14 protein-coding genes and 1 pseudogene are annotated in these 16,284 nt (G+C 71.7%); 7 read left to right on the top strand and 8 right to left on the bottom strand.

Annotation, left to right across the window (positions count from 1 at the left end):
- Positions 1 to 138 precede the first annotated feature (138 nt).
- The 4 genes from IG99_RS26785 (at position 139) to IG99_RS26770 (ending at position 5,015) form a co-directional block, all read left to right on the top strand.
- Entirely contained in the window at positions 139 to 2,073 is a 1,935-nt protein-coding gene (locus tag IG99_RS26785) for an ABC transporter transmembrane domain-containing protein (RefSeq protein WP_037677928.1), read from the top strand.
- Positions 2,070 to 3,851, top strand: coding sequence for an ABC transporter ATP-binding protein (locus IG99_RS26780; protein ID WP_037677926.1), 1,782 nt, complete (start codon positions 2,070 to 2,072; stop codon positions 3,849 to 3,851). Before IG99_RS26785 ends, IG99_RS26780 begins: the two co-directional genes overlap by 4 nt.
- Positions 3,852 to 4,226: 375 nt before the next feature.
- Positions 4,227 to 4,697, top strand: a complete 471-nt coding sequence (locus tag IG99_RS26775) for a DUF5709 domain-containing protein (protein WP_037677924.1) — start codon at positions 4,227 to 4,229, stop codon at positions 4,695 to 4,697.
- Positions 4,698 to 4,760: 63 nt separating this feature from the next.
- Entirely contained in the window at positions 4,761 to 5,015 is a 255-nt protein-coding gene (locus tag IG99_RS26770; protein ID WP_037677922.1) for a type B 50S ribosomal protein L31, read from the top strand.
- A 38-nt stretch (positions 5,016 to 5,053) separates the two neighbouring features.
- Here the strand turns inward: IG99_RS26770 and IG99_RS26765 are convergent, their stop codons facing one another.
- A complete protein-coding gene (locus tag IG99_RS26765; protein WP_037677921.1) occupies positions 5,054 to 5,848 on the bottom strand; it encodes a metal-dependent hydrolase in 795 nt (264 codons plus the stop codon).
- A gap of 145 nt (positions 5,849 to 5,993) precedes the next feature.
- On the opposite strand from IG99_RS26765, the gene IG99_RS26760 reads away from it, so the two are divergent.
- Positions 5,994 to 8,507, top strand: coding sequence for a DEAD/DEAH box helicase (locus IG99_RS26760; RefSeq protein WP_037677920.1), 2,514 nt, complete (start codon positions 5,994 to 5,996; stop codon positions 8,505 to 8,507).
- A 19-nt stretch (positions 8,508 to 8,526) separates the two neighbouring features.
- Positions 8,527 to 9,393: an acyl-CoA thioesterase gene (locus IG99_RS26755; protein ID WP_037677919.1), complete on the top strand. Its 867-nt coding sequence runs from the start codon at positions 8,527 to 8,529 to the stop codon at positions 9,391 to 9,393.
- Between the two features lie 12 nt (positions 9,394 to 9,405).
- On the opposite strand, the gene IG99_RS26750 is transcribed toward IG99_RS26755, so the two are convergent.
- The gene (locus IG99_RS26750; RefSeq protein ID WP_037677918.1) at positions 9,406 to 10,302 is read right to left on the bottom strand and encodes a DUF6397 family protein; all 897 of its coding nucleotides are present in this window, start codon (positions 10,300 to 10,302) and stop codon (positions 9,406 to 9,408) included.
- Between the two features lie 126 nt (positions 10,303 to 10,428).
- Positions 10,429 to 10,842 carry a roadblock/LC7 domain-containing protein gene (locus tag IG99_RS26745; RefSeq protein ID WP_037677916.1) on the bottom strand — a complete coding sequence of 138 codons (414 nt, stop codon included), beginning with the start codon at positions 10,840 to 10,842 and terminating at the stop codon, positions 10,429 to 10,431.
- Positions 10,843 to 10,936: 94 nt separating this feature from the next.
- On the opposite strand from IG99_RS26745, the pseudogene IG99_RS26740 reads away from it, so the two are divergent.
- A pseudogene (locus tag IG99_RS26740) lies at positions 10,937 to 11,363 on the top strand (PPOX class F420-dependent oxidoreductase).
- Positions 11,364 to 11,412: 49 nt separating this feature from the next.
- On the opposite strand, the gene IG99_RS26735 reads toward IG99_RS26740, so the two are convergent.
- From IG99_RS26735 to IG99_RS26715, 5 genes are read right to left on the bottom strand one after another with little or no spacing between them, the layout of a single operon-like run.
- On the bottom strand, positions 11,413 to 12,018 hold the full coding sequence (locus IG99_RS26735; protein ID WP_037677915.1) for a GTP-binding protein: 606 nt from the start codon (positions 12,016 to 12,018) through the stop codon (positions 11,413 to 11,415).
- A 44-nt stretch (positions 12,019 to 12,062) separates the two neighbouring features.
- Entirely contained in the window at positions 12,063 to 12,476 is a 414-nt protein-coding gene (locus IG99_RS26730; RefSeq protein ID WP_037677913.1) for a DUF742 domain-containing protein, read from the bottom strand.
- A gap of 22 nt (positions 12,477 to 12,498) precedes the next feature.
- Positions 12,499 to 12,936 (bottom strand): roadblock/LC7 domain-containing protein, encoded by a 438-nt coding sequence (locus IG99_RS26725; protein ID WP_037677912.1) that lies wholly within the window; start codon positions 12,934 to 12,936, stop codon positions 12,499 to 12,501.
- A complete protein-coding gene (locus IG99_RS26720) occupies positions 12,933 to 15,434 on the bottom strand; it encodes a sensor histidine kinase (protein ID WP_037677910.1) in 2,502 nt (833 codons plus the stop codon). The genes IG99_RS26725 and IG99_RS26720 overlap by 4 nt, the downstream gene beginning before the upstream one ends.
- A gap of 60 nt (positions 15,435 to 15,494) precedes the next feature.
- A complete protein-coding gene (locus tag IG99_RS26715; RefSeq protein WP_037677908.1) occupies positions 15,495 to 16,268 on the bottom strand; it encodes an MHYT domain-containing protein in 774 nt (257 codons plus the stop codon).
- Positions 16,269 to 16,284: the final 16 nt, after the last annotated feature.

The raw sequence follows: 16,284 nt of genomic DNA, 5'->3' as shown, positions 1-16,284 counted from the left end.
AAACAGGTTGATTTTGACCACCGTGTGACGCGAACCTTTCACGGTTTGTTGCCGCCGACCGCCGTGTGGCCGGCGCCTCCCGCCCTGCCCTCGACATCCCTCCCCCCACCATCCCCTGACACGAGCCACTGGGACGCCATGCAGATCCAAGACCTTCCGTACTCCGACCCAGGTGTGCCGGACGCGCGCTCGGGACCTCGATTCCTCTGGTGGCTCGGCCGGAACCAACTGGGCGGTCAGACGAAGTCACTGGCCTGGGGCCTGCTGCACTTCATGTCCGTCTCCGCACAGCCGTTCTGCGTCGGGTTCGCCGTCCAGGCCGTCGTCGACCGTTCCGGCACCCGGCTCGCCCTCGCGGGCGCGCTGATGGCCCTCCTCGGCGCCGGTATCGCCATCGGTGACACGTTCCTCCACCGTGCCGCCGTCACCAACTGGATCACCGCGGCCGCCCGCGTCCAGCAACTTCTCGCCCGCAAGGCCGCGCAGCTCGGCTCCGCACTGACCCGGCGCGTCGCCGCCGGCGAAGTCGTGGCCGTCTCCACGGGGGAGGATGAGCAACCTGATAAGCCCGCCAAAGGCAAGAGGAAGCGAGCCGACTCCGGGGACACCGCCGAGATGCGCCTGAGTGCCGGGGCTATCACCATGGTGTCCACCGGTGACGTGGAAAAAATCGGCTGGTTCGTGGAGGCCGTCTCACGGTTCACCGCCGCCGCCCTGACCATCGTGCTCGTCTGTGTGGGCCTGGCCGTCTACCAGCCGGCCCTCGGACTCGTCGTCGCCGTCGGCCTGCCCGCGCTGGCCCTCGCGGTGCTGCCACTGCTGCCCCGGGCGACCCGCCGTGCCGACTTCCAGCGCGAGAAGGCGGGCTACGCCACCGAGCTGGCCTCCGACACCGTCGCCGGCCTGCGCGTCCTGCGCGGCATCGGCGGAGAGGAGCTGTTCCTCGACCGCTACCGCCGCGCCTCCCAGGAGGTCCGCCGAGCCGCCGTCCACAGCGCCCGCATGTGGTCGCTGATCTCGGCCATCCAGGTACTGCTGCCCGGACTGCTGTTGGTCGCGGTCGTCTGGTACGGCGTCCACCTCGCCGGCGAAGGCCGCATCACCGTCGGTGAACTGGTCACCGTGTACAGCTCCGTCATGGTCCTGACGTATCCGCTCCGGCACTTCGAGGAGATCGCCATGGCGTACTCCTTCTCCCGCCCCTCGGCCCAGCGGGCCGCACGGGTGCTGTCACTGGAGCGGGCGACGGACGCCGACGGATCACGTCCGGCGGAGACGCCCGCCGGTGATCTGTACGACCCGGCCACCGGACTCCTCGCGCCCGCCGGCCGGCTCACCGCCGTGGTGTGCGGCGACCCGGACGCGGCCGGGCGTCTCGCCGAACGGCTGGGCGGCCACCCCACGGAGGACGGTCCGTCCGTGCTCCTCGGCGGTGTCCCGCTCGACGAACTCCCGCTGGACTCGGCACGGTCCGCCGTCCTCGTCCAGGACAAGGACCCCGTGCTGCTCTCCGGCACCCTGCGCGAACTCCTCGACGTACCCGCCTCGGGCGACGTCGCCGCCCCGGACGCGCTCGGGGCCGCCCAGTGCGGCGACGTCCTGGACGCTCTCGTCCAGGGGTCGGTCGACGCCGAGGACCCGATGGACGCCCGCATCACCGAGCGTGGACGGTCCCTCTCGGGCGGCCAGCGCCAACGGCTCGCCCTGGCCCGCTCACTGATCACCGACCCCCATGTCCTCGTCCTGGACGAGCCGACCTCCGCCGTCGACTCCCACACCGAGGCACGGATCGCGACCGGTGTCCGGGAACTGCGCGCGGGGCGCACCACCGTCGTGTTCACCTCCTCCCCCCTGCTCCTGGACCGCGCGGACCGCGTCGTCCTGGTGCACGAGGGCGAGGTCGCGGCCGTGGGCGTGCACCGCGAACTGCTGCACGAGGACCGCCGGTACCGCGCGGTGGTGACGCGCGAGACCGAGGAGGAGGTCGCGCTGCGGGACGAGGACGTCGCCATCGACGGTGTGCTGAAGGAACTGGAAGAGAAGGAACTCGAAGAGATCGAGGAGACCGCATGATCGGCGTGGCGCCACCTGCGTACGACCCGGCCGCGCCGACGACGGCGAACACGCTGCCCGTCGGCGCCCCCTCGACCGTGCGCGCCTACGTGCGCGAGCTGCTCCAACGGCACCGCCGTGCCTTCGTGCTCCTCGTCGCGGTCAACACGGCCGCCACGGTCGCCTCGATGGTGGGGCCGTGGCTGCTGGGCGACCTCGTCGAGCGCGTGTCGGACGGAGCGCACGAGCTCCATCTGGGGTTCACCGTCACCGTGTTCGTGCTCGCCCTTGTCGTGCAGGCCGCGTTCGTGCGACAGGTGCGGCTGCGCGGCGCGATGCTCGGCGAGCGGATGCTGGCGGACCTGCGCGAGGACTTCCTCGTACGGTCGGTCCGGCTGCCGCCCGGCGTCCTGGAGCGGGCGGGGACGGGTGACCTGCTGTCCCGCATCACCACCGACATCGACCGACTCGCCAACGCGATGCGCGAGGCCGTGCCGCAGCTGACGATCGGGGTGATGTGGGCGGGGCTGCTGCTCGGCGGCCTCGTCGTCATGGCGCCGCCGCTCGCCCCGGCCGTACTGGTCGCCGTGCCGCTGCTGGTGGCCGGCTGCCGCTGGTACTTCAAGCGGGCCGGGGCCGGTTACCGCTCGGAGGCCGCCGGCTACGCCGCCGTGGCCGCCGCCCTCGCGGAGACGGTCGACGCCGGACGCACCGTGGAGGCCCACCGCCTCGGCGACCGTCGCGTCGAGTTGTCGGAGCTGCGGATCCGGCAGTGGACGGCGTGGGAGCGCTACACCCTCTGGCTGCGGTCGGTGCTCTTCCCGGTGATCAACGTCGTCCATGTGACGGTGCTCGGCTCCGTCCTGATGCTCGGCGGCGTCTTCGTACTCCAGGGCTGGATCGGGGTCGGTCAGCTGACGACCGGGGCGTTGCTGGCCCAGATGCTCGTCGACCCGGTGAACCTGATCCTGCGCTGGTACGACGAGCTCCAGGTGGCCCAGGTGTCGCTGGCCCGGCTGGTCGGGGTCCGTGACATCGAGCCCGACGCCGGGGACGCCACGCTGACGCCCGAGGGGCGGGAGGTGCTCGCGGAGCGGGTCCATTTCGGCTACCGCGAGGGGGTGGACGTGCTGCGGAAGGTGTCCCTGGAAGTCGCCCCCGGCACCCGGCTGGCACTGGTGGGCCCCTCGGGCGCCGGCAAATCGACGCTGGGCCGGCTGCTCGCCGGGATCTACGCGCCCCGCGCCGGCCGGGTCGCCCTCGGCGGTGCGGAACTGTCCCGCATGCCGGCGGAGCGGGTGCGCTCGCACGTCGCCCTGGTCAACCAGGAGCACCACGTGTTCGTGGGCTCCCTGCGCGACAACCTGCGGCTGGCCTGCGGAGACGCGGAGGACGCCGAGCTGTGGGCGGCGCTCGGCGCGGTCGACGCGGACGAGTGGGCGCGCGTGCTCGACGACGGCCTCGACACAGACGTCGGCTCGGGCGGACTCGCACTCACCCCGGCCCAGGCTCAGCAGATCGCGCTGGCCCGGTTGGTGCTGGCGGACCCGCACACGCTGGTGCTGGACGAGGCGACCTCGCTGCTCGATCCACGCGCGGCCCGTCACCTGGAGCGGTCCCTGGCCCGCGTCCTGGACGGCCGCACCGTGGTCGCCATCGCCCACCGCCTGCACACCGCTCACGACGCGGACGTCATCGCCGTCGTCGAGAACGGCCGCATCACCGAGCTGGGCAGCCACGACGACCTGGTCGCGGCGGACGGCGCGTACGCGGCGCTGTGGAGGTCGTGGCACGGGTGAGGGGGGCACCGACGGGGCGGTGAGGTCGGCGTCGGCCGATCGGGGGCCCGTCCCCTGCGGGAGGGCCCGCACGCGCTGCCGGAGCCCCTGGCGAACGGATCCGGCCCGCTGCCGACCCGGCGGCGGGCGCCACCCGTGCGCTGCCCCTCCGCGGTGCCCCCGCCGCGAGCCGCAGGTTGCGGCCGCTTCGTCGTCCTTCCTCACCGTCTGCCGTTGCGCGGCCCCGATTCGGAGTGGAACGCTGGTAGCGGCACCCGCTCGAGAAGCGTCCCGGAAGGTCTCGGTTCGCGTCGCGCGCAGCCGGTGTCCCGTGCGGCGGCGGTCCGGCGCCGACCGCGGCCGGCACGGGCCCGTCCCCACTCCCTGGAGGTACCCGTGAACAGCGCCGACGGATGGGGAGACGACGTGTACCAGCCCGACGCGTCCGATATCCAGGACGACGCGGGGCTGCTGGACGCGGAGGACACGCTGGAGAACGACGGTGTCGACGACCCCCTCGACCGGGGCTGGTCCCCTCCGGAGAGGCCCTGGGCCGTGGAGCACACCGGTGTGACGGCGTCGGAGCGCCACCAGGGCGAGACCCTCGACCAGCGGCTCGCCGAGGAGGCGCCGGACCTCGCGGCACCGGACGGTGACGGCATCGGCGACGTCGGCGACACCGACGGCGAAGCCCTGGACAACGAGGTCGGCGCCGCTCGCTCCGGCCGGCTCGTGGCCCCGGACGAGGGAGCGCACGAGGACGAGGAGGCCGCGCTGGTCGCCACCGACGTGGGCATCGACGGCGGCGCCGCCTCCGCCGAGGAGGCCGCGGTGCACATCGTCGACGAGGACACCGTTTCCGGCTGACCGGACCCTTCCGGGCCTCCGCAGCGGCGCGTGGCCCACGTCCCCACCGCACGAGGAGCGCTCATGCAGCAGGACAAGCACCCTGAGTACCACCCCGTCGTCTTCCGCGACCGCGTGGCCGGTTACGCCTTCCTGACCCGGTCCACGGCGAGCAGCGACCAGACCATCGAGTGGGACGACGGCGAGACCTACCCGGTCGTGGACGTGGAGATCTCCTCGGAGAGCCACCCCTTCTACACCGGCAAGGCCCGCACGGTGGACACGGAGGGCCGCGTCGCCCGCTTCGAGCGGCGCTACGGCGCCGGCGGGGCCGGCTGAGCTCGCTGAGCCGGCTGAGCCGAGGAGGGCCGCGCCCCTCAGATGAAGTTGAGCGCGGCCGCGCCGCCCACTCCCCCGAGCAGCATGAACACCGGCATCAGCACCTTCAGCTCGACCCAGCTGCCCGCCCGGAAGCGCATGACCTTGGGCGGGCCGATCGGGTACCAGCGCTTGCGGCCCAAGGGGATCGGCCACAGGATCGGGCAGCCGGACACGGTCAGCGCGTCCCCGATGTCGTGCACCAGGGCGCCCAGCACGATCGGCAGCCCCAGCCACAGGTACTCCTGGCCCGGCGCCGTGAACAGCCAGTCCGCGCCGTTGCCCGGCTTGTCCAACACCCCGGCCAGGATCCAGGCGCTGGTCGCGGCCAGCAGCCAGACCAGGACGTCGCTGCTGGAGCCACGTGCCGCCCGCCACAGCAGCCCTTCGATGGCCAGCACCATGTGCACGAAGAGGATCGCCAGCACGGCCCACCGGCCGCCGGTGATCGCCAGAGCCGAGGCGCCCGCGCCGATCAGGGCGGCCCACAGCCAGGTGTGGGTCAGGGTGCGGTGCCCGCCGGAGCGGCGCGGGTCGCCCTGCTTCCTGGTCGCCTTGTAGACGGCGTACGAGAGCTTGTCGACGATCTCGCACAGCCACCGCGAGACCGGGCCGAAGGAGCGGGAGATGGTGGCGGCCTTGTGGTCGAGGTCCGGGGCGAGTGCGGCACCTGCACAGATCAGCGCACCGCACAGCAGGACCGGCCAGGGCATCGGGTGTCCGGCCGCGGCCGCCGCCGCTCCGACGCCGAGCCAGGCCGCGGCGCCCGACAGTGAGTGTGCTGGTCCCATCATGGCCGTTGCCCGCCTCATTCCTCGTGTGCCGCTGTCCAGTTGACCGGGTGCGATGACATTCCGTCGGCGACACAGCGTAGCGGTCGTGATCTTCGGACCGGCATCCGATTCCCCCATCGAGGGGGCGGGCAGGCAAGATGGGTGCGTGACCCTCATCGATCAGCTGCCGCCGACCGCCGACCCCGACGCCCTCTACGAAGCCTTCGAGTCGTGGGCGCAGGAGCGGGGTCTCACGCTCTACCCCCACCAGGAGGAGGCGCTGATCGAGGTGGTGTCCGGCGCGAACGTGATCGTGTCGACCCCCACCGGCTCCGGCAAGAGCATGATCGCGGCGGGCGCCCACTTCGCCGCGCTCGCCCGCGACGAGGTCACCTTCTACACGGCTCCCATCAAGGCGCTGGTGTCGGAGAAGTTCTTCGAACTGTGCAAGATCTTCGGCACGGAGAACGTCGGCATGCTGACCGGCGACGCGTCCGTCAACGCCGACGCCCCCGTCATCTGCTGCACCGCCGAGGTGCTGGCCTCCATCGCGCTGCGCGACGGCAAGGACGCCGACGTCGGCCAGGTCGTCATGGACGAGTTCCACTTCTACGCGGAACCCGACCGCGGCTGGGCCTGGCAGATTCCGATCCTGGAGCTGCCGCAGGCGCAGTTCATCCTCATGTCGGCCACGCTCGGCGACATGTCGATGTTCGAGAAGGACCTCACCCGGCGCACCGGCCGCCCGACCGCGGTGGTCCGCTCGGCCACCCGCCCCGTCCCGCTGTCGTACGAGTACCAGCGCACCCCGCTCACGGAGACGCTGACGGAGTTGCTGCAGACGAGGCAGGCGCCCGTCTACATCGTGCACTTCACGCAGGCACAGGCCGTGGAGCGGGCGCAGGCGCTGATGAGCATCAACATGTGCTCGAAGGAGGAGAAGGAGCAGATCGCCGAGCTGATCGGCAACTTCCGCTTCACCACCAAGTTCGGCCGCAACCTCTCCCGTTACGTGCGCCACGGCATCGGTGTCCACCACGCCGGCATGCTGCCGAAGTACCGGCGTCTGGTGGAGAAGCTCGCGCAGGCCGGTCTGCTGAAGGTCATCTGCGGCACGGACACCCTGGGTGTCGGTGTCAACGTCCCCATTCGTACGGTGCTGTTCACGGCCCTGACCAAGTACGACGGCAACCGCGTGCGCACGCTGCGGGCCCGTGAGTTCCACCAGATCGCCGGCCGTGCCGGGCGCGCGGGCTTCGACACGGAGGGCTTCGTCGTCGCGCAGGCGCCCGAGCATGTCATCGAGAACGAGAAGGCGCTGGCGAAGGCGGGCGACGACCCGAAGAAGCGTCGCAAGGTCGTCCGCAAGAAGGCGCCGGAGGGCTTCGTCGCCTGGTCGGACTCGACCTTCGAGAAGCTGATCGCCTCCGAGCCGGAACCGCTGACGTCCCGTTTCCGCGTGACGCACACGATGCTGCTGTCGGTGATCGCGCGACCCGGCAACGCCTTCGAGGCGATGCGGCGCCTCCTGGAGGACAACCACGAGCCCCGCAGGCAGCAGCTGCGGCACATCCGTCGCGCGATCGCGATCTACCGCTCGCTGCTGGACGGCGGCATTGTCGAGAAGCTGGACGAGCCGGACGCCACCGGGCGCGTCGTCCGCCTGACGGTGGACCTGCAACAGGACTTCGCGCTGAACCAGCCGCTGTCCACCTTCGCGCTGGCCGCGTTCGAGCTGCTGGACCCGGAGTCGCCGTCGTACGCGCTGGACATGGTGTCGGTCGTGGAGTCCACGCTGGACGACCCGCGGCAGATCCTCGCCGCCCAGCAGAACAAGGCACGCGGCGAGGCCGTGGCCGCGATGAAGGCGGACGGAGTCGAGTACGAGGAGCGCATGGAGCGCCTCCAGGACGTCACCTACCCCAAGCCGCTGGAGGAGTTGCTCTTCCACGCGTACAACACGTACCGCAAGAGCCACCCCTGGGTCGGGGACCACCCGCTGTCGCCGAAGTCCGTCATCCGTGACATGTACGAACGGGCGATGTCCTTCACCGAGTTGGTGTCCCACTACGAGCTGGCGCGCACCGAGGGCATCGTGCTGCGCTACCTCGCGAGCGCCTTCAAGGCCCTCGACCACACCGTCCCGGACGACCTCAAGTCCGAGGATCTCCAGGACCTGATCGAGTGGCTGGGCGAGATGGTGCGCCAGGTCGACTCCAGCCTGCTGGACGAGTGGGAGCAGCTCGCCAACCCGGAGGAGATGACCGCGGAGGAGGCGCAGGAGAAGGCCGACCAGGTCAAGCCGGTCACCAGCAACGCGCGTGCGTTCCGGGTCCTGGTCCGCAACGCCATGTTCCGCCGGGCGGAACTCGCCGCCCTCGACCAGGTCGGGGAACTGGGCGACATGGACGCGGAGTCCGGCTGGGACGCCGACGCCTGGGGCGAGGCGATGGACAAGTACTGGGACGAGTACGACGACCTGGGAACCGGCCCCGACGCGCGCGGCCCCAAGTTGCTGGTGATCGAGGAGGAGCCGCAGAACCGCCTGTGGCGGGTCCGGCAGATCTTCGACGACCCGAACGACGATCATGACTGGGGCATCAGTGCCGAGGTCGATCTCGCCGCCTCCGACGCGGAGGGCCGTGCCGTCATCCGCGTCACCGACGTCGGCCAGCTGTGAGTCAAGGAGAATCCCCGTCATGACGAATCCCGCGGAGCGGCTGGTGGACCTGCTCGACCTGGAGCAGATCGAGGTCAACATCTTCCGTGGCCGCAGCCCGCAGGAGTCCCTGCAGCGGGTCTTCGGCGGCCAGGTCGCCGGCCAGGCGATGGTCGCCGCGGGCCGTACCACGGACGGCGAGCGCCCGGTGCACTCACTGCACGCGTACTTCCTGCGCCCCGGCAGGCCGGGGGTGCCGATCGTGTACCAGGTCGAGCGGGTGCGCGACGGCCGGTCGTTCACGACCCGCCGGGTCACCGCCGTACAGCAGGGCCGCACGATCTTCAATCTGACCGCCTCCTTTCACAAGCCTGAGGAAGGATCCTTCGAGCACCAGCTGCCGCCGGCCCGCAAGGTGCCGGACCCGGAGTCCCTGCCGACGGTCACGGAAGAGGTCCGGCAGCATCTGGGCGCACTGCCCGAGCAGTTGGAGCGGATGGCGCGCCGTCAGCCCTTCGACATCCGGTACGTGGACCGGCTGCGCTGGAGAGCCGAGGACGTCGAGGACGCCGAGCCGCGCAGCGCCGTGTGGATGCGCGCGGTGGGGCCCCTCGGCGACGATCCGCTCGTACACACCTGCGCGTTGACGTACGCCAGCGACATGACGCTCCTGGACGCCGTCCGCCTCCCGGTCGAGCCGCTGTGGGGGCCGCGGAACTTCGACATGGCGTCGCTGGACCACGCGATGTGGTTCCACCGGCCCTTCCGCGCGGACGAGTGGTTCCTGTACGACCAGGAGTCGCCGATCGCCACCGGGGGCCGGGGCCTGGCCCGGGGGCGGATCTACGACCTTCAGGGACGCCTGCTGGTGTCCGTCGTCCAGGAGGGGCTGTTCCGGGCGCTGTAGCGTCCGGACGGTTCAGGAGCTTCTGCGGCGCAGCCAGCCCAGCAGGCCGCGTGTGCGCTCGGGTGCTTCGGACGGTTCGGGCGGCGCGGACGGTTCGGGCGGCGCGGAGACGGTCGCCCTGGGGGCCGGACGCGGGGCGGGCCGATGGGCCCGTGCCTGGTCCAGGGCTTGCTCCAGGTCGGACCTCAGCCAGCTGATCTCGTCGGGGTCGTCCGCCGTCATGATCCTCTCGACGAGGTGCGCGGCGGGCGAACCCGGCGCACCGTGGGCGGGCGGAGAGGGCCGGAACCGGTTGAGACAGGCGCGTTCGTAGGGGTCCTGGACGATCTCCGCGATCTGCAGGGGGTCGAGCAGGGCGGCCACGGCCCCGGCGCTCTGCCAGGGATCGGCGGTCTGACGCCGCAGGAATCCCAGGTACCTTCCCCGCCAGTTCCGGGGCCGCAGGTCCACGCCCGCCGCGAGTTGGTCCCGCATCCTCTCCGGTGTGCGGCCGCTCAGCAGTTGGTCGTTGCCGCCGCCCTTGGCGAACTGCTCGAGTTCGTCGGCGAGATAGAGCCAGACGACGGTGCGGTAGCGATTGAGGTAGAACTTGACCGGAACGACGAGGCCGAGCCGCGCCAGGCGGGTGAACCTGGCGGGCGTCACCTCCAGGATGGCCGCGCCCTCCGTGGTGCCCACGGCCCTGACGCTCTCCCTGAGCGCTTCGGGAAAGCCCTCCGCCGAGCGCAGCCGCTCGATCTCGGTAAGCGTGACACGACGGCGTCCCCCGCCTCCTTCGTCGGGCACGGTCCGAATGCGCCCGAGGTGCACCGCGAGATCGAACTCACTGCGTTTGAGTGCCAGTTCGCGTGCGGCACGGCTGGGCGTGCGAGTCAGGTCGTGCGGTGTGGTGAGCGTGTCGCCGGACATGGTCGGTCTCCCCCGTGGAGTGGGTGGCTCACGCCGAGTGCGTTCGCCGTGAAAAGACGGTAGCCAATCCGGCGCTTTTCGTGGCGGGCCTGTGGATAACTCCACGGGGAACGACAAAACAGCAGGTCACATGTCCGCTGTCGGAGTCCGCTCGGGTTGCCGGGCGTCCACGGCGAGGTGCTCGCCGACCCGGTTGACGAGCAGCGTCATCTCGTAGCCGATCTGGCCGATGTCGGCCTCCGCACCGCTGAGAACGCACAGACAACTGCCTGTGCCCGCAGCGGTGACGAAGAGCACCGCCTCGTCGAACTCGACCATCGTCTGGCGGACTCTGCCGGCCCCGAAGTGCCGTCCGGAGCCCTTGGCGAGGCTGTGCAGTCCGGACGAGACGGCGGCGAGATGTTCGGCGTCCTCGCGCCTCAGTCCCGTGCTCGCCCCTGTCACCAGCCCGTCGTTGGACAGTACTAGTGCGTGCCGTACGTGCTCGACCCGTTCGGTCAGGTCGTCCAGCAACCAGCCGAGTCCCTGGCTCTGCGCCATGATCCGATCTCCCCGTGCGACGTCTCCCCCTGGGCAGGAGGATCTCCTCGCCAGCCTTCCCCACGACTGCCCGCCGGGCAAGGAGGACGGGTACATGGCACACAAGATGACCGATGGAGAGTGGCGGGCGTTCGTGTCGTACGGCACGCGCACCGCGAAGCTGTCCACCGTTCGGGCCGACGGGAGTCCGCATGTGGCCCCGATCTGGTTCCTGCTCGACGGGGACGACGTGGTGTTCAGCACCGGAAAAGAGACGGTGAAGGGGCGCAATCTGGCCCGGGACGGCCGGGTCGCCCTGTGTGGACGACGACCGGCCGCCGTTCGACTTCGTGATCCTGCAGGTACGCACCCGTATCTCGGAGGATCTCGACGAGCTGCGCCCCTGGGCCGGACGCCTCGGTGCGCGCTACATGGGCGAGGAACGCGCCGAGGAGTTCGGCGCGCGCAACGGCGTACCGGGCGAACTGCTGGTCCGCGTCAGGATCGACAAGGTGCTGGCGCAGAAGTCCCTCGCGGACTGAGCGGCCTTCCGTCGTGGAGTGACCGGAATGGAACGGGTGCGCCCGACGGTCAGCCGACCGAGTCGAGCAGCCGGGCGGTGTGCATACGTCCGGCGTACTCCACGAGCCGGATCAACACCTCCTTCCCCGAGTCGCGGTCTCGGGCGTCGCAGAGGACCACGGGTGTTCCCCGGTCCAGGTCGAGGGCTCTGCAGACGTCCTGGGAGCCGTAGGTCCGGGCGCCCGCGAAGCAGTTGACGGCGACCACGAAGGGGATGCGTCGGTGCTCGAAGTAGTCGACGGCCGGGAAACAGTCCTCCAGGCGTCGGGTGTCCGCGAGGACCACGGCTCCGAGGGCTCCCTGTGCCAGTTCGTCCCACAGGAACCAGAAGCGGTCCTGGCCGGGCGTGCCGAACAGGTACAGGGAGAGGCCCGAGCGGATGGTGATGCGCCCGAAGTCCATGGCCACGGTCGTGGTGACCTTCTGGTCCACGCCGTCGGTGTCGTCGACCAACTGACCGGCCTGACTGAGCAGTTCCTCGGTGCGCAGCGGTCTGATCTCGCTGACCGCGCCCACCAGGGTCGTCTTGCCCACGCCGAATCCGCCGGCGACCAGGATCTTCAATGCCAGTGGGGCCGTCTCGTCGGCCGTGGCGTCGGAGTGCTCGGAGATCATCGATCACTTCTCTCGGGAGTGCCGGCATGGCGCGCAGCGTTCATCTAGAGGGCCCGCAGCCCCTCGATGACCTCGCGCAGGATCCGTTCGTCGGGAAGCTGGGCGGGGGGCACCGGACGGCTGACGGTGACGCGGCCGAGTTCCAGGAGGTCGCCGAGGAGCACCCGGACGACGCCCACGGGCAGGTCGGCGCCCGCGGCGAGTTCGGCGACGGACTGTGTCTCGGCACGGCACAGGGCGATCAGCGTCCGGTGTTCCGGCCCGAGAGCCAGGTCGTCGGCGACGTCGGGCGCGGCCGGGTCCAGGGTGACGAGGGCGATCAGGTCGAAGCGCACCCCCGTGGGGCCGGGCTTCGTCCGGCCGCCCGTCATGGCGTACGGGCGGACCAGGGGTCCGGCCTCGTTGTCGTACCACTGGCTGCCCGGCTCGCGCGGGGCTCCCGTCGTGTCCTCGGTCATCGGTGCGGGCCGCCCTCTCATGTCATCCTGCGGCGGGGGGCCGCGCGCCGGCGCGCGGGGGCGTGTAGAGGTGCTCGCCGACGCGTTTGACCAGTCGCGCCATCTCGTACCCCACCAGGCCGATGTCGGCGGTCACCCCGGTGAGGACGGCGAGGCACGAGCCGTCGCCGGCGGCCGCCACGAACAGGAAGCCGTCGTCCATCTCGACCATGGTCTGGCGCACACCGCCGGCGCCGAAGTGCCGTCCCGCGCCCTTGGCGAGGCTGTGGAAGCCGGAGGCGACCGCGGCCAGGTGTTCGGCGTCCTCGCGCCTGAGGCCGCTCGAGGCACCTACTGCCAGGCCGTCGTTGGACAGCACCACCGCGTGCCGCACCTCGCTCACACGCGTCACCAAGTCGTCCAGCAGCCAGTCGAGTTCGCCTGACCTCTGGGCTGCCCTCATGCTCGGGTCCTGGATCATGCGGGGTCTCCTTCGCTGCTGTCGCTGCTCGGTGCGGAGCTCGGGCCGGCACCGCGGCCGGGGTGTCTGCCTCCGCCGCGCGCCCAGCCGTCGCGGTAGGCGGCCATGCGGTCCCGGACCAGTTCGGGGCTGCGCCGGTCGTCGCGCCCCGAGCCGGGGGCGGACGCCGGTTCCGCGGGGCGCGGCTCGCGCAGCTGTGGCGCGAGACTCGCCTGCCGTACTCGGCGCGGGAGGTCGTCGGATTCTTCGGATTCGTCCGGGGGGCGGTGCAGGCGCAAGGTGGTGACTCCCGGTGGTGGGGTGTCGGTCGTGGCCTCCGCGACGGCCCGGACGGGGGCGACCAGCGCGGGCCGGTCGACAGCGGCCGGCATGGACTCCTGTTGCGCGGCGGAGTCGGCCACGCGTGCGTGCTCGGGTCCGGCGTCGGCCACCCGAGGGGCGTGTTCCGGCGCGCCGCTGTGCAGCAGCGCGGTGGGCAGCAGGACGACCGCGGTGGTGCCGCCGTAGGGCGAGGTCCGCAGGTGGACCCTGATGCCGTGGCGTGCCGCCAGCCTGCTGACCACGAAGAGGCCGAGCCGGTCGCTGTCGAACAGGTCCAGGGCCTCGGACTGTTCGATACGGCGGTTGGCATCGGCGAGGGCCTCCTGGCCCATGCCGAGACCGCGGTCCTCCACCTCGACGGCGTAGCCGTTGCCGACGGGCTCGCCGGTGACGCGCACACGCGTGTGCGGGGGCGAGAACTGGGCCGCGTTCTCGACGATCTCGGCCAGGAGGTGGGTGAGGTCGGCGACGGCCGCGCCGATGACAGCGGCCTCCGGAAGTTGTCGTACCTCCACGCGCGCGTAGTCCTCGACCTCGGACACCGCCGCGCGGATCACGTTGGTCAGGGAGACCGGCATGCGCCAGGCCCTGCCGGGGGCCGCTCCGGACAGGATGATCAGGCTCTCGGCGTGGCGCCGCATGCGGGTGGTGAGGTGGTCGAGGCGGAAGAGGTCGCTGAGCTCGCTCGGGTCCTCGGATCGGCGTTCCATGCTGTCGAGGAGGCTCAACTGACGGTGGACGAGGACCTGGCTGCGTCGGGCGAGGTTGACGAAGACGCCGGAGATGCCGCTGGCCAGTTCGGCGCGCTCCACGGCGGCGCGCAACGCGGCGCGGTGCACGGTGCCCAGGGCCTCGGCGACCTGTCCGGTCTCGTCCTCGGCGGGTGGTCCGGGCGGCGCCTCCGTCCGGACGTCGATCTCCTCCCCCGCGCGGAGCCTCCGCATGGCCTCGGGGAGTTTGCGGCGGGCGATCTCCAGGGCGCTGTTGCGCAGGCTGACCAGTTCGACCACGAGGCCGCGTCCGATGCGCACGGAGATGACGAGTGAGGCCGCGACGGCGGCGAGGCCGAGCAGGACCGCGGCGCCGGCCGGGGTGAGCAGGCCGCGGGTGAAGGGGTCGGCCCGGTTCGCCACGCCGTGTCCGGCGTCCTTCTCGATGGTCCGCATGTCGTCCTGCACGCGCGTGCGCGGGTTGTCCCATCCGGCCTTGGGGACCGCGGCGATCGCGTGTGCTCCCGGCTTGCCGGTGAGTACCTTGTCCTCGGCTTCGCCGAGTGCGGTGTAGGCGTCGGAGGCGGCGAGGTTCTGCCAGGCGGCGCGCTCGGGGCCGCGCAGGTCCGCCGCGGCGGACTCCGTGAGGGCGCGGCGTGTGTCGACGGCGCCCGTGAACAGCCGCAGCCGCTCGCCGTCGAGGCGGCCGGCGAGCCGCGCGCCGGCGAACACGACGTCCTCCTGGGCGAGCGCTTCCGCCGCGCGGGAGAACTCGAGCAGCACGCGGGCTTCGGAGCCCAGTTCGGCGTCCTGGATGCCGGAGAGCGCACCACCCACCGCGAAGGCCGCCGAGATGCTCTTCGTGTACCGCCCGTACGCCTCGTCCCAGCCCGCGCGGCCGTCGAGCACCGCGCTCCGCAGGGAGCGCAGTTCCTCCGCGCCGCTGACGAACGTCTCGAGGCGCTGGGCCACCGCACCGGGCAGTTCCTGGCCGTCGGCGACGGTTCGGTCGTCGCCGAGGCGCAGCTTCGCGACGGCCAGATCGGTGCGCTTGGAGAGCTGCTGGTACCTGTCGCCCCGCCCGGCGGTGGGAGCGGTCGCGTGGTCGACGGCGGCGGCCCGCTCGGACTGGAGCGCGGCGACCGCGTCGGCGACGGGCGCCCGGACCTGGGAGTCCACGCGCTGCAACTGGCGCAGGCGGGAGACGTCCTGGGCCGTGGTGACCGTGGCGTACGCCCAGAGGGCGAGGAGGGAGACGACCGGCACCATCAGCAGGCAGACGATCTTGGCCCGGACGGTGCGCGGGCGCAGGTGCAGTCCCCCCGCGCGCGTGGGGGCGTCGTTCGCCGCGGTGTCCGTCTGCTCGTCCGGTCCCTCGTGGGCGGGCGGTCCGGCGTGCGCGCGGCGGCCGCGTACGGGTGGTGGCGTCTCGACGCCGGCTGCAGGGGTCCTACGGGGTGTACGCATGGCCTCCTCGCTCGGATGTGGTTCGCGTGCCGTGTGGCCCGTCGGGGTGCACGCCCGCCCCTAGCCGGCGACGCGCTCGACAGGTCGCTGGGCCGAGGCGGACGCCTCGCGTTCGCCGGAGGTGGGCGACAGCGCGACGAAGGCGGAGGTCAGGAAGAGGTAGGACCCGAGGCCGACGGCGAGGGGGAAGATGAACTGCATCGCCGTGGCCCCGGGCAGCACCTCGCCGGAGGGGGCGACGCGCACGTGCACCGCGAACATCGCGGTGTAGTGCATGCTGCTCACCGCCGCCCCCATGACGAGCGAGGCGAGGGTGACCGCGCGGGGCGACTTGATGTTGAGGGCCGCCCACAGGGCCGCCGTCGCCGCCACGACCGCGATCAGGACGGAGAGCCCGACGAGCACCGGGTCGTAGGTCACGTCCCCGTGCAGGCGCACCGCGGCCATGCCGAGGTAGTGCATGCTCGCGACCCCGAGTCCGGTGGTGAGCCCACCGAGGAGGAGTGCGCGCGTGCGGTCACGGCTGTAGCCGACGGCGAAGACGCCCGCGCAGACGACGGTCATGGCGACGAGGAGGCTGAGGACGGTCAGCGGCACGTCGTAGCGGATGTCCGTGCCGCTGACGCCGAAGCCGAGCATGGCCACGAAGTGCATGGTCCAGATGCCGGTGCCGAGAGCGGAGGCGGCGGTGACGAGCCAGTTGCGGCGCGACCGGCCGGTGGCGCCGAGCGCACGCACGGTGCAGCGCAGGCCGAGCGCGGCGCCCGTGCAGGCCATCGCGTACGACAGCACGGGGGTCAGCCAGCCGAAGGTGGCGTGGTCCAGGTGTCCCATGGCCCAGGGACGCTAG

Origin of the sequence: Streptomyces griseus subsp. griseus, from assembly GCF_000720255.1 — a bacterium.
Lineage (GTDB): Bacteria > Actinomycetota > Actinomycetes > Streptomycetales > Streptomycetaceae > Streptomyces > Streptomyces griseus_I.
The sequence above is the reverse complement of the archived record's forward strand: the minus strand, read 5'-3'. Positions and strand labels throughout refer to the sequence as shown.

Excerpts from the sequence above, each read along its gene's own strand:
- IG99_RS26715 (WP_037677908.1), bottom strand. The coding sequence starts at position 16,268 with ATGGGACACCTGGACCACGCCACCTTCGGCTGGCTGACCCCCGTGCTG.
- IG99_RS26750 (WP_037677918.1), bottom strand. The coding sequence starts at position 10,302 with ATGTCCGGCGACACGCTCACCACACCGCACGACCTGACTCGCACGCCC.
- IG99_RS26730 (WP_037677913.1), bottom strand. The coding sequence starts at position 12,476 with ATGACCGAGGACACGACGGGAGCCCCGCGCGAGCCGGGCAGCCAGTGG.
- IG99_RS26735 (WP_037677915.1), bottom strand. The coding sequence starts at position 12,018 with ATGATCTCCGAGCACTCCGACGCCACGGCCGACGAGACGGCCCCACTG.
- IG99_RS26745 (WP_037677916.1), bottom strand. The coding sequence starts at position 10,842 with ATGGCGCAGAGCCAGGGACTCGGCTGGTTGCTGGACGACCTGACCGAA.
- IG99_RS26785 (WP_037677928.1), top strand. The coding sequence starts at position 139 with ATGCAGATCCAAGACCTTCCGTACTCCGACCCAGGTGTGCCGGACGCG.
- IG99_RS26725 (WP_037677912.1), bottom strand. The coding sequence starts at position 12,936 with ATGATCCAGGACCCGAGCATGAGGGCAGCCCAGAGGTCAGGCGAACTC.
- IG99_RS26765 (WP_037677921.1), bottom strand. The coding sequence starts at position 5,848 with ATGATGGGACCAGCACACTCACTGTCGGGCGCCGCGGCCTGGCTCGGC.
- IG99_RS26780 (WP_037677926.1), top strand. The coding sequence starts at position 2,070 with ATGATCGGCGTGGCGCCACCTGCGTACGACCCGGCCGCGCCGACGACG.
- IG99_RS26720 (WP_037677910.1), bottom strand. The coding sequence starts at position 15,434 with ATGCGTACACCCCGTAGGACCCCTGCAGCCGGCGTCGAGACGCCACCA.
- IG99_RS26770 (WP_037677922.1), top strand. The coding sequence starts at position 4,761 with ATGCAGCAGGACAAGCACCCTGAGTACCACCCCGTCGTCTTCCGCGAC.
- IG99_RS26755 (WP_037677919.1), top strand. The coding sequence starts at position 8,527 with ATGACGAATCCCGCGGAGCGGCTGGTGGACCTGCTCGACCTGGAGCAG.